15 protein-coding genes and 1 tRNA gene are annotated in these 12,822 nt (G+C 43.5%); 3 read left to right on the plus strand and 13 right to left on the minus strand.

The window, feature by feature from the left end:
• Positions 1-2: 2 nt before the first annotated feature.
• From KOE27_RS19845 to KOE27_RS19905, 13 genes are all read right to left on the minus strand, one after another.
• Positions 3-416 carry an arsenate reductase ArsC gene (locus KOE27_RS19845; protein WP_215240544.1) on the minus strand — a complete coding sequence of 138 codons (414 nt, stop codon included), beginning with the start codon at positions 414-416 and terminating at the stop codon, positions 3-5.
• A 117-nt stretch (positions 417-533) separates the two neighbouring features.
• Entirely contained in the window at positions 534-1,124 is a 591-nt protein-coding gene (locus KOE27_RS19850) for a DUF6428 family protein (protein ID WP_229252846.1), read from the minus strand.
• A 48-nt stretch (positions 1,125-1,172) separates the two neighbouring features.
• Entirely contained in the window at positions 1,173-1,505 is a 333-nt protein-coding gene (locus KOE27_RS19855) for an ArsR/SmtB family transcription factor (RefSeq protein WP_215240545.1), read from the minus strand.
• 862 nt (positions 1,506-2,367) lie between these two features.
• Complete coding sequence (locus tag KOE27_RS19860) at positions 2,368-3,075, minus strand: nucleotidyl transferase AbiEii/AbiGii toxin family protein (RefSeq protein ID WP_215240546.1); 708 nt, start codon at positions 3,073-3,075, stop codon at positions 2,368-2,370.
• A complete protein-coding gene (locus tag KOE27_RS29685; RefSeq protein ID WP_229252847.1) occupies positions 3,072-3,389 on the minus strand; it encodes a hypothetical protein in 318 nt (105 codons plus the stop codon). The genes KOE27_RS19860 and KOE27_RS29685 overlap by 4 nt, the downstream gene beginning before the upstream one ends.
• Positions 3,390-3,668: 279 nt before the next feature.
• Entirely contained in the window at positions 3,669-4,325 is a 657-nt protein-coding gene (locus tag KOE27_RS19870) for a hypothetical protein (protein ID WP_215240547.1), read from the minus strand.
• A 57-nt stretch (positions 4,326-4,382) separates the two neighbouring features.
• A complete protein-coding gene (locus KOE27_RS19875; RefSeq protein WP_215240548.1) occupies positions 4,383-4,676 on the minus strand; it encodes a transposase in 294 nt (97 codons plus the stop codon).
• Positions 4,677-4,809: 133 nt separating this feature from the next.
• Positions 4,810-5,745 carry an ISAon1 family transposase gene (locus KOE27_RS19880; RefSeq protein WP_215240549.1) on the minus strand — a complete coding sequence of 312 codons (936 nt, stop codon included), beginning with the start codon at positions 5,743-5,745 and terminating at the stop codon, positions 4,810-4,812.
• A 43-nt stretch (positions 5,746-5,788) separates the two neighbouring features.
• Positions 5,789-6,139, minus strand: a complete 351-nt coding sequence (locus KOE27_RS19885) for an ISAon1 family transposase N-terminal region protein (RefSeq protein WP_215240550.1) — start codon at positions 6,137-6,139, stop codon at positions 5,789-5,791.
• A 165-nt stretch (positions 6,140-6,304) separates the two neighbouring features.
• A tRNA-Asn gene (locus KOE27_RS19890) sits at positions 6,305-6,378 on the minus strand.
• 161 nt (positions 6,379-6,539) lie between these two features.
• Positions 6,540-6,821, minus strand: coding sequence for a hypothetical protein (locus tag KOE27_RS19895; RefSeq protein ID WP_215240551.1), 282 nt, complete (start codon positions 6,819-6,821; stop codon positions 6,540-6,542).
• A 38-nt stretch (positions 6,822-6,859) separates the two neighbouring features.
• Positions 6,860-7,480 carry a 16S rRNA (guanine(527)-N(7))-methyltransferase RsmG gene (gene rsmG / locus KOE27_RS19900; protein WP_215240552.1) on the minus strand — a complete coding sequence of 207 codons (621 nt, stop codon included), beginning with the start codon at positions 7,478-7,480 and terminating at the stop codon, positions 6,860-6,862.
• Positions 7,471-8,601: a glycosyltransferase gene (locus KOE27_RS19905; protein WP_215240553.1), complete on the minus strand. Its 1,131-nt coding sequence runs from the start codon at positions 8,599-8,601 to the stop codon at positions 7,471-7,473. Before KOE27_RS19905 ends, rsmG begins: the two co-directional genes overlap by 10 nt.
• A gap of 110 nt (positions 8,602-8,711) precedes the next feature.
• Between KOE27_RS19905 and tgt the strand changes: the two genes are divergently transcribed.
• From tgt to glf, 3 genes are all read left to right on the plus strand, one after another.
• On the plus strand, positions 8,712-9,845 hold the full coding sequence (gene tgt, locus KOE27_RS19910; RefSeq protein WP_215240554.1) for a tRNA guanosine(34) transglycosylase Tgt: 1,134 nt from the start codon (positions 8,712-8,714) through the stop codon (positions 9,843-9,845).
• A gap of 219 nt (positions 9,846-10,064) precedes the next feature.
• Positions 10,065-11,525: an OmpA family protein gene (locus KOE27_RS19915; protein ID WP_215240555.1), complete on the plus strand. Its 1,461-nt coding sequence runs from the start codon at positions 10,065-10,067 to the stop codon at positions 11,523-11,525.
• A 181-nt stretch (positions 11,526-11,706) separates the two neighbouring features.
• A complete protein-coding gene (gene glf / locus KOE27_RS19920; RefSeq protein WP_215240556.1) occupies positions 11,707-12,813 on the plus strand; it encodes a UDP-galactopyranose mutase in 1,107 nt (368 codons plus the stop codon).
• The last annotated feature ends 9 nt before the right edge of the window (positions 12,814-12,822 follow it).

Consider the following 12,822-nt stretch of genomic DNA (forward strand, 5'->3'; position numbering starts at 1 on the left):
AATTATAAGTTTTCTTTCACGAAGTTCTCACTGTAGGTTTTAATCATTTCTCTGACCGTGCGAAACGCGTCTGTTACCTGCCGCTCGCTACCAGTAGCTTTGCCAGGATCAGGAAAGTTGTGATGGAATTTCTTTGCATTGGTCGGAAAATACGGGCAGCGCTCTTTGGCGTTATCACAGACAGTGATCACAAAATCAAAGTCGATGCCAGAGTATTCTTCTATATTGTTTGATGAGTGTCCTGAAATATCAATGCCATCTTCGGCCATGATGGTAATCGCTTTGGGGTTGACACCGTGCGTCTCAACCCCTGCACTATATATGTCTGCTTTTTCACCAGCAAATTTTCTGAGATAGCCTTCGGCCATCTGGCTCCGGCAACTATTACCGGTACAGAGTACTAATATTTTTTTCATGTTGCTACTGCCGTACGGCAATCAGCCGTCGGCTTTTTTGTGAATAAATCCGAATTACATCCTGCTTATCGGGTGCTTTTTAGAAATGCCAGGCGGGAAGCTCCTGGCAGGCACCTGTTAGCAACATCCGCCCCCTGGTGTGCAGCTTTGGTTTTCAGCACCTGCTGTTTCCAGTACGGGCGTTTGCTTTGCAGATGACGTATTTGTAGCCGGCGTGCAGCATTCTTCGCCCGAAGGTGTCGTACCGCAACTCCCTCCCCTGGTCAAGGCTTTGCATTGTGTAAAATCAGCTTCCAACTTCACAGTAAAACTGTCACCTTCAGAAACAAACTCACCTGGATACATTTGGCGCGTATCGAATTTTGAATTACCAAACTCAATTTTGACAACACCAAGCGGATTGAGCGGAAGTGATTTTTCTACAAGGTTCACAATTTTTAAAGCTTTACTTACTTTCATTGCTCGATCGGCTTCAGCAACCGAAGGTTCCCATAGCTGTACAATGATTTCTGTCCAGCTATTCATCACGCCACCGCAGTCCACCGAAACGATCGGGGCTTGCTTGATTTCGGTAATGTGGTAAGAGTTATCGACAAACTTGCCTTCTTCATACTGAAATTGAAGGTGTAAATCTGGATTTTGCGCCAGGGTATTTTTGAAATCACCCCATGTCATGGGACCGCCGGCCGCTGGATTCAATTGGTTCATATTTTATCGATTAAATGTAATATTACGATTAATTGTTTCAAAAAAAAGCTAGCGACAGCATGATGTGGTCAATGTATATGCTTCCAGTAATGTCCCAAATGCCGCCTGAGCTTCCGACCATACCACGGGATTGATGCAATAGCAAACCCGTGGCGGATTGATCTCTCCCTGAATGATCCCAATTCTCTTTAATTCTTTCAAGTGCTGCGATACGGTGGCTTGGGCCAGTTCGAGCTCATCCACCAGGTCTCCACACACACAGGACTTCCGGGCAATCAGCAATTGAAGGATCGCCACCCTGGCCGGGTGCGAAAATGCCTTGGCCAGATCTGCCATACGGTTTTGCTGCTCCGTGAATATTTCGGTTTTCGTCACTCCCATGGTGCAAATATAGGTATCGATTTTATAATTGCAATATTACGATAGATATTTTTCTCGCGACAATATCTATCTCCTCTTTCCGGTTAATACTCACTCTCGGCCATCCAACATGGATCTGCTCAATTTATAGATGATTGGTGTGGACAGTACCTAATCGTTTTAGCATCCAGTCCTGCCTGCTTTCTGCCCCAGCTTGAATAGTTCCGATGCCTCTCCTGCCTGTGAATTTTTTAAAATCCCGTACGACATCCGACAAATTCTCGTTGCGGACGCGCCAAATCACGTGCACATGGTGGTTATGATCACATAAGCATAAATTTCAAGCCCTTTACTTTAAGCGACAAAAACTCATGCTTTCAATCACCAGAACACGGTACACCTTCCTGGAAAAAACATCAACCTAATCAATAATCTGGAATGTCAAATCATGCGGTGCGGATTGATCTTCAATTGGATAGGCCGTACAGATGTGTTTTCACAGGGTACGGCATTTTTTACTTTTGTAACATACGTTTTTTTAACATCTAAAGCGGTGTTTTTCCGGTCTGATCTGCTGTTGGTTGTAGTCTTCTGACTACAACCAGGCGAAATCGGTTTCCAGACCGAAAGCTTTGTGGTTGCAGGTGTATACTTTCGGTCATAGACCGGAGACGCTCGTCCGTAGTCTGGAGACTATGGACAACGAGGGATTGTCTATTTTGTAAAGTCCCTGGTCCTCATTGATGATTTCTGCCCAAACCGTTTCCTCTGTCCAAGCATCTAGCACGTCATTATGGAAAGCGAAAGAGATTTCACATGGTCAGTTTTTGACACTTAATGCGGCGATGTTCAGCGTAATAAACTCGCAAAATTGATTACGACTTCATTTCTCAGATTCCGAATTTGCTGCCCAAAAACAAAACTCTGCCAGATTACCCAGAATATAGTTTACCCTCCTCTGCTCGGCATGTTCCAAATGAGCGCTGATCCATTCTTCGGAATAATCACTCTCGAGGATCTTCTGAAATTCTTGTTGCAAATAAAGTTTGACATCTTCTTTCGCTAAACGCATCTCCTCCCACAATGAGGTTCGGTGATTCAAAATGTAGACCAAATCCTCAAAGTCGGTACTTGTCCTTCCATCGCTGCCACCTCGATTCTTGAATGCCTCCAGCTTACTTGCGACCAGATACTCCGGTCTGAATATATTAATATGGTAACCGCCTCCTAAATCACATTTTACTGCAGATTTAAAACCCTCCGGATACCAGATATTGCTGAATCCAAGAACCTCTTTATCGGTAGGCATAACATCAACAATAATTCCCTGTACTTTATATCTGCAGATTACACCGGATTCAATGTCATTGGTAAATCCCTTAGACCGTAATTTTTCTTCCAAATCCGCATAAGCCTTGTAATCAGTTACTTCAATTAATATATCTACGTCGTCAGTGGGCCTTATTTCTTCTGCAACACGTTGAACATATAAGGCTACTGTTGCCCCACCAACAAAAATTGCCGAATCCTGCAGCTCTTCTAACGCGTCATAAACAGCCTTGATTCGCAGAATATTTTCTCTTTGGCTCATTTTTTAAGGATTAACATCTTCATTTGTTGCAAGGCCATCTTCTTTTCTCGCGTTCGCCCAACCCGCAAAATATCGATACCGGAGAGTAATTTGTAAAGTACCTCATCCTCTAACACTGCCTTTGTTACTCCTTTGTGAAGCGGTTCGATGGAAAGGCCCCGCATGGTTCCCTGCTCGTCCTTCCAGACGTAATCAACCGATCCCAGAAAATGTGCTTTGTAAAACGGGTTCGAATAGGCGGTTGGAACACCAGTGACGATTTGTCCCGGTACCACGGGAAAGACGTAGGGCAGCCCGAATTCTATAAATTCCATGAGGTTGTTAGCCCGGACCTTTTTTTTGCTCTCATCTATCAACCCCGCGATATGGCTCCTACTCAAAGATTCTGAAACTTCTGACACACTTATATAGAGCTTTGACGACAAATCTCTGTATTGCCAAGGATTACCTTCTAGACAGACGATTTTTAGTAAAATGACCACGTCCAAGGGACGCATTCCGTTATGAGCTTTCATGACGTAAATATATAATTCTAGTTCGTTGTTTGCAAATCGCGAACAACGAACTAGAATGCGGTCAGGATTCGTAAGATTCTAGTCCTGCACAAAGGAATCAAGCTTTAATATGCTTATTTTAAGTCTCTTACATTCGTTAAAAGCTTTGTAACTAACGTGTTCGAGAATGCTAATTCCACCTACCTGTATTTTGTGTACCTTAAGCCCGAACTCAACGGGTTTGTTCTCTTTTCCCCGAACAATAGGTCTGATATACGGCTTATAGATACTGACAATCCTCTCTTTTATTTTAACTTTTGGGTATTGGAAATGGTGATACTGCTGCTGATAAACCATCTTGATCGTCTTGAAAGTAGCAGCATCCTTATCTGTAAACCCACTTGCTTTCAATTGATTAAGTAGATTTTGATAGGCATCTATTCCTTTCAGCAGCAACTTTAATAAAGCATTCTTTCTGGACTTTGTTTTCCTGAAAGTCTTTTTTCTTTGTTTACTATAAACATTTGTTTTCTTTTTTTGATCCTGATATTTGGATCGTGGTTGACGGAGGCCATGAAGTTGACAAAGCGCTGGAATTTGTTTTTCCCAGATCCATTGACAACTTTCCCACAAGATCTTGGTATCGGTAGGAAAACGCATATGTACTTCATAGCAGGTAGCATCCATCAGAAGCACATTTTTATCAGGAATTTCATTTTTCCAGGCAGAGATCAAGACCTTTTGCACTGCCTGCATATCCACATGATGACTCAGATAACTTCTTACCTTCGAGACAAAAGAGTTGTCTTTAATTTATTCATTATCAGACAATAATACACCACAAAACAGCTGCATCGCCCAGTCGGTGTTGAAACGATCCAGAAGTTTTTGATCACTCTGGCCAGTATAATGTTTCAAAAACATCATCCCGAAAAGCCCTTTGGGCGGTAACCAGGACGGTGCACCCCGCAGGGTTTTCTTTTTAGGAAGCAACTCAACTAGATTATCCCAGTCGATACAGTCATGAAGACGACCAAGTTCAGTATTCTTGAAAATATACCATTTTTGTGAGTAGTAGGAATCCCAGGAAAATAAAGTATTTTGCATATGCTTATATTAACGTGTGGTAACCTTAAGATAAGCAAAAACCCCGAATTATGCCAGTTTCTGACATATTCGGGGTTAATTATTTTTATAAAAAACTAATAATGGGTCAAGCTGAAAATCTGGGGGGGGGAAGTTAAGCATAAAGTTTTGTAAGCCGGAATAGGAAAAATGGAATATCCCTAACGCCTCTGGATGATGACCTAAAAGCCTTGATCTTAGCGTTGAAAGATTCAGCTGAAGCGTTAGTACTTCTGTTGTTAAAGAAATTAAGAATGTCCAGATAGTGCGTCTGGATCGACCTGGCGACAGTTTTGAATGAATCAAGGCCGCAATCTTCAACTTCGTTATACCAAAGCGCCAATTTCTTGAATGCTTGTTCTTTGAGTTTGCAAGCCCGAAAGATGGTACCAAGACCACTAGCCAGCTTGTATGCTTGCTCAACAACCGGATAACGCTCAAAAAGTAGCCTCGAACGATGAACCTGTGACAGTGTCCATTTGTCGTGATGCTTAAACAGTAAGTATCTGCTTCTGACCAGCAATTGTTTAAGCGTATCTCCATTGCTCAAAACCTCAGGCTGGTAAATCAATCCGGATTGCCTGGCCGCTTCAATAGCTTCATTTTCTTGATCCAGGGCCTGCCAACGATGTTGAATCCTGATTTCCTGAACTGCATCAAATGCTAGTTTTTGGACGTGAAAACGGTCGATAACCTTCGACGCCTTTGGGAAGCATCGGCTCACAATCATGCCCATGTTGGCCGCCATGTCCAACGTCACTTCTCTTACTTTATCACGAGTACGCTTTGGAATCTTCCTCAAAATCTCAATGACAGAATTAGCTTGCGTACCTTTGACCATCGCTACTAATGAACCTTTACGTCCTTTGGCTGCTTTATCCGTGACAATTGTATATAATTCACCATTGGACAGTGATGTTTCATCTATGCTAAGATGCGAACCTGTGTTGTCGGGATATAATAGCCACTCGGCCGCATGCTCTCGTTGTTCCCAATCTTTGTAATCGCTAATATGGCTTTTATATTGCTCCTGAAGTTGCTTCCCATCCAAATGAAAGTATTTGCCTAATTGAGAACAACTTACAGGATGATTATCAATACAATCCTTTTAAAAAATCCGCGAATTCCTTAGTCATTCGCGTCCCTTTTTGAACCAATTCCCAATCCCTACTAATAGTCTCTCCCGTATCCTTCACTTCCCAACGACGGCGTTTGATACAGAGTGTAACCTTCTGGTTACGAATAGGGAAGTCCTGAATGTATATCTCGGGCAGAAAGCCCTTAGACTCTAATTTTTGATCTTTATATTCGGAGGGAGGAAGATTTTTCTCCTCCAGGTAGATGTGCAGACCCGTGAGGCCTTCGACGATTTTGGAAAGTTCAAAAAATACGGTGATCCCTTCTGGTAATAGGAAGCGAACTAAGGCTTGATATGATTCTTGCAATGGACTCTAAAATTGGTTCATTACAAATGAACTACTTTTTTAATCGCCCCCCAACTTTTCGGACTGATCCCTAATAATCAGATAATTAAAAGGGTAAAGGTCGCCCTATTGCAACTAACGAAAAAAGCACCTAGCAAATTAATGCTAAGTGCTTCATTTTTAGGGCTCCCGAAGTTGGGCTCGAACCAACGACCCTCTGATTAACAGTCAGATGCTCTAACCGGCTGAGCTATTCAGGAGTGTTTTGCCTTTTTCTCCTCTGATGGTGAATCAGATGCTCTAACCGGCCGGCAAACGGTTTGTGAGCTATTTATGAGTGTAATCCGGTTGTTATTCCTAATTATGGTGCAAATGTAAGCTAATGAATAATACAGCGCAAGCAGAAGCCCTTATTTTTTTATCAGGACTGTACCTTCTGAAGTATTAACTCCTTGACTTTCTTGGCATCTCCCTTTGTAAAATTATTGATAATTATTTCGGGACGCATTCTTGGTATCACCCGAATGGTAGAAAAAAACATCCCACTGTCGATCTCTACGCCGGAGATATCGGTATAAAACACAAAATTATCGGTGCTTCTGAAAAGCTTACTTACTTTAAAGGTCACCCCTTTTTCGCCAAATGTGACTTCATCCGGAAAAAACGGATTCATTAAGCCACTGGCACTATAACGTTCGTTCATTTTTTATGCAGGTTATCAAATGTAAATGACTGACAGAATTACAAAGGTACATATACTACCTTTTTAGTCTCAAAAAATTCTTCTTCAAAATAATCAGAGAGCTCGTATACTTTGGTTCTCATGCCCAGTTCGGCAATTTCCTCGGTGAGATCTCCTCCTTTCAGATATAAAATACCATTCCTGAGCGCATGGAAAGAGTTTCTGCTTATTTTATTTCTCACCCAACCGGTAAACGGGCTCAGCCGTGTGACGGCACGACTCACCACGAACTCGTAACGGTCGTCAAGTTTCTCCGCCCGTACCTGCTCGGCCTTCACATTGCCCAGCCCGAGTTCTTTTGCTATTTCCTGCACCACCCGTATTTTTTTCCCGATGCTGTCTACCAGGTGAAACTGTGCTTCAGGGAACATAACAGCCAGCGGTATACCCGGAAAACCGCCTCCCGTACCCACATCCAGGATGGACGTTCCGGGCTTAAACTCCTGTACCTTGGCAATACCCAGCGAATGCAGCACGTGGCGCTCGTATAATGTTTCAATATCCTGCCTGGAAATCACATTCACACGTGCGTTCCAATACTGGTACAACTCCTCCATTTGCCGTATCCTGTCTTTTTGAACGTCCGTCAGATCCGGGAAATAGCGCAGTATTAATTCCATGAAGTTCTTGGTTTTCTTTTTGTAAGTGTAATGAACCCGAAGACCAGGTAGTAGATAAACAATGCAAAATCCATTGGTAAAAAGCTGAACCATTCAACCGTCCTGCCGAGCTTGTTGTTGATCAGTATCAGCAGGAACAGCTGGATCACCCATCTGACACCCCAGATAACACCTAATGCTTCCAGGAACAGTATATCATGCCTGAACAAGCCATCAGCGAGCATTCCAATGGCTAGCGCCCATACCCCGATGTGTGATCCCGAAAGAAGCCCGAGCATCAATTTATTTCGTGCCCGGTAAAACCTGCTCACGGCCAGATGTCTGCGCTTTTGCCTGAACCAGTCGTTCCAGGTTGTTTTCGGTTTGGAATATACAAATGACTCACGCTCAATAGAAATGGTGGTATTGGTGCTGGAGGCTGCCTCGTTCAGAAAAATATCATCATCTCCCCCGAAAACCTTCCTGTGCGTGTAAAAGCCCTTATTAGCAAAAAAAACAGATCGCTTGTAGAGAATGTTGCGCCCCACTCCCATATAGGTAAGGCCTGCCAGGGCCATGGAAAGATACTGTACTGCAGCGTAAAATGTTTCGCAGCGGATGAACCAGTTGAGCAGACCGGGAAGTTTGAAATAAGGTGAAAAACCGAGAACAATATCTTTTTCTGATGTCACCTGCGAGGCCATGGACTTTATCCAGTGATTACTGTCGGGGCGGCAATCCGCGTCCGTCATCAGGGCGATCGGATAGGTGGCCTGCTTCATTCCAACGGTCAGTGCATATTTTTTGGGAGTCACGTGGTCAAACTGATCGTTGATCCGGATGTACCTTATATTTTTCCAGTTAAATATGTTGTTCCGGATAAATTCTTCGCTGCCGTCATCCGAACGGTCATCCAGCAAGATCACCTCATACAACGGATAGTCCTGTTGATCCAGCAAAGGCAGTAGTTCTTCCAGGTTTTCCCTTTCGTTCCAGGCACAAACCAGCACCGTAACCCCCGTATAATCAGACTGGTAGTTGGTACTTTTGCTATAAAAGGCCAGCCGGGTGAAGAAAAACAAATAATAAAATAACTGAATCAGCACAAATGCGCCCAGCACATAGAGTAAAGGATCCGTCACAATAGAAGAGTGTTGTAATTATTTTTCATATTAAGTACAAATATACGGTCATTGTCAGGAATGTTCGAAGGCTACCTCCTATTTTTGCACGATCAACAGGAATACCTTTCATGAAATTTACCTTACAAGTTGAAGATACCGGATCAAAGGCCCGGGCCGGACTGATTGAGACTGATCACGGAACAATCGAGACACCGATTTTTATGCCCGTAGGAACTGCCGGAACAGTAAAAGCCGTTCATCAACGGGAACTGCAAGACGACATCAAGGCACAGATCATCCTGGGGAATACCTACCACTTATACCTACGTCCGGGATTGGACATTCTTCAGAAAGCAGGGGGGCTGCATCACTTTAATGGTTGGAATAAGCCCATCCTGACCGATAGCGGCGGGTACCAGGTATATTCTCTGGCAGGTACCGGGCGCAAAATCAACGAAGAGGGTGTGGTATTTAAGTCCCACATTGACGGCGGCATCCACACTTTTACACCCGAAGGTGTGATGGATATTCAGCGGGTCATTGGAGCAGACATCATCATGGCCTTTGACGAATGTACCCCCTACCCCTGTGATTTCACTTACGCCAGGAAGTCAATGGAGCTTACCCACCGCTGGCTCCAGCGGTGCTGTGACCGGTTTGATACGACGGCACCTTTGTATGCACATAGCCAAACGCTCTTCCCCATTGTACAGGGGAGTGTATATAAGGACCTTAGAAAGCAGTCGGCAGAGGTGATCGCCTCTCAGAACAGAGAAGGAAATGCCATTGGAGGGCTGTCTGTAGGAGAACCGGCAGACATCATGTATGAATTAACTGAAGTAGTTTGCGATATTTTGCCGAAAAACAAGCCCCGGTACCTGATGGGCGTAGGAACTCCGGAGAACATTCTGGAATGTATTTCTCTGGGGGTAGATATGTTCGACTGTGTAATGCCTACCCGCAACGCACGCAATGGCATGATTTTTACAACAGAAGGTATCATTAATATAAAAAATGAGAAGTGGAAGGAGGATCTTTCCCCTCTGGATGAAAATCTTGGCGGATATGTGAGTACCTTCCATAGTAAAGCGTATCTTCGGCATCTTGTAAAATCCGGGGAAATGCTTGGTGCTCAGATAGCGAGTATTCACAATCTCACCTTTTATATATGGCTGGTAAAAACGGCCAGAGAGAAAATTAAATCCGGTGATTTTAACCAATGGAAATCAGAAATGAAAAAAAAACTAATGCAACGGCTTTGAAAGTTCCAAAAAGCGCCTTTCCTTCGGCATTATTTACATAAAATCTTACCGAAAGTTAATATAATTGCATAAAGTCGGTTGATTAAGTGATATTGTTAACCTAATTTTGTACCCACTAGGCGTATTGGTAATTGCCATCTGGCCATGAATGTTTTTTACTCAGATTGATTTCAACAAAATCAATTCCTAGTTAATCTTAATAACGCTAACTTGAATAGTATGAAAAAAGTATCCCAGTTAATTTGTTCGTTTGCCTTGGGGACGTTGATTGCTTTGCCCGCACTTGCGCAGCCGCTCGTTCCACCTAATTCACCAGATTACAATCCCAAGGCAAGCTATGACGGCCCGTACAAATTAAACACCTGGTCTATTTCTGCTCACGTAGGTCCTTCTATGTTCTTTGGAGATTTGAGGGAGTATGATTTTTGGCCGGTTAATACGACCAACAACGTGGATAGCCATAAGGAATCTGGTACTTTCCAAGGAGGGTTAACAATCAACAAGCAACTTTCTTACCTCTTCGGCGCTCGTCTGGATGGTTCAATAGGTAACCTGCGCGGTATGAAGCGTCGTAACTACAACCGTTACTTCGAAGGCAAATATACCGACGTCTCACTTTCAGGAACGGTAAACCTTAAAGGCCTGCTGATAGGACCCAACAAAATGAAGCGTTGGAAAATTGATGCGTATGCCGGTATAGGACAGGTATTTTATGATGCCACTGCTTATGACCTGACAGGCGGAGTAAAACTTCGTGAAACAGGTAAGAAAAATGACTGGATCGTCCCAACGGGCTTAAATATCAACTACGAAGTAAGTAAAAGAATTGATATTGGCTTGGATTTCCGTCTGAACCATACCAATTCTGATTATCTGGACGCTACTTACGGTGGTGATTATTCAAGAAATCCACAGGATGGTTTCAGCATCAAAGATCAGAAGACCTCACGTAAAGGAAACTCAGAGCTTGATTCTTACGGATACGGTTCTATCCAGCTTACTTATAAATTAGGTAAAAACCCGTTGAAAGTTCAGAAAGTGGACGGCAAATGGGACTACAAACCGGATGAAGGCGGATACTATCACCTGCGTTATACGGATCCACGCGTGCTGATCAAAGCTCCGAAAATCCTTACGCTTGAAGAGATGGATTCCGTTGCAAAAGCAAACCGTCCAAAAGATATCGACCCACGTTTGTTACTTGATACGGATGGTGATGGCGTTTCTGACTTCTTCGATAAGGAGCCTAACTCTCCGGCAGGAAGTGTAGTTGATGGTAGTGGACGTGTTATCGACTTCGATTCTTATGTTAAAAATGCGCTTGCAACTGGTGTAGCTTGTGCTGAGATATTTGCAAACGTTCAGTTCGATACTGACAAAAACGTTCTGAAACCTGAGTTCCAGGAAATGTTGAAAAACGTTGCTTCGATCATGAACAGAAACGGATGCCGTCTGCAACTTGCTGGCCATGCTGACCGCCGCGCTTCTGACCGTTACAATGTTGCACTGTCACGCCGTCGTGTGGAAGCTGTTAAAAACTACCTGATCAACGAAGCCGGTCTGAAAGATCCAAGCAAAGTAATTGTTGACTACTTCGGTTCATTCAAACCAATCGCAGATAGCGCAAGCCGCCCAGGTCTGCAGAAAAACCGTCGCGTAGAATTAAGATTACTTCCATAGTATTTATTAAAAGGAAAAACGAGAAGGGCTCCCAATGGGGGCCTTTCTCGTTTCTATTCATTAGATTTGCAGCAGGTTAAATATAAGTAACTGTTATCAGGCACACCCTTTACGGCTTACTCATTTTTTTACTGCTTACTATTTACTGTATAGGGCTTAGCCATACCACGATTTTATTTCCATGAAAAATTACGATTATCTGATTGTCGGAGCTGGTTTATGGGGCTCCGTATTTGCCCATGAAGCAACCAACCGAGGAAAAAAATGCCTCATTGTTGATCGCCGCACACACACAGGCGGAAATGTTTACTGCGAAAATATTGAAGGTATCAATGTCCATAAATATGGCGCGCACATTTTCCATACCAATGACAAAGAGATATGGGACTATGTAAATTCGTTCGTTGAATTTAACCGCTACACCAACTCTCCCGTTGCTAATTACAACGGCGCTCTGTACAACCTACCCTTTAACATGAATACTTTCTATCAGTTATGGAAAGTTCGGACGCCCGAAGAAGCCAAGGCCAAAATAGCCGAGCAGGTTAAAGAAGCAGGGATAACTGATCCGCAGAACCTGGAAGAACAGGCCATTTCGCTGGTAGGAACCGACATCTACGAAAAACTTATTAAGGCCTACACTGAAAAACAGTGGGGACGCAAAGCAACCGAGCTCCCGGCCTTTATTATCAAAAGGCTGCCGGTCAGGTTTACGTTTGACAATAACTATTTTAACGATCGTTATCAGGGAATTCCCATCGGCGGTTATAACAAACTCACCGAAGGACTGTTAAAAGGTGTAGACGTGAAGCTCGGAGTTGACTTCTTCAAGGACAGAGCTGAACTGGAAGCGCTGGCGGAAACCATTGTTTACACTGGCCAGATCGATGAATATTTCGGTTTCCAGCATGGCCAGCTGGAATATCGAAGCCTTCGGTTCGACAACCAACTGCTGGACCAGGAGAATTATCAGGGGAATGCCGTAGTGAACTATACCGACGGAGAAACTCCATTCACAAGAATAATAGAACACAAGCATTTTGAGTTTGGTACACAACCCAAAACGGTCATAACCCACGAATACCCGCAGGAATGGAGCAAAGGGGCCGAGCCCTATTACCCTGTTAATGACGACAAAAATACCGAGGTATTTAATAAATATAAGGCACTTGCGGCAGAAGAAAAGGGGGTGATTTTTGGAGGAAGGCTCGCTGAGTACCGGTATTATGATATGCACCAGGTAATAGGCTCAGCGCTGAAAAAAGTAAAAGTGCATTTTGGTGAGTAAGGTTGGATT

Source organism: Dyadobacter sp. CECT 9275, assembly GCF_907164905.1.
Taxonomy (GTDB): domain Bacteria; phylum Bacteroidota; class Bacteroidia; order Cytophagales; family Spirosomataceae; genus Dyadobacter; species Dyadobacter helix.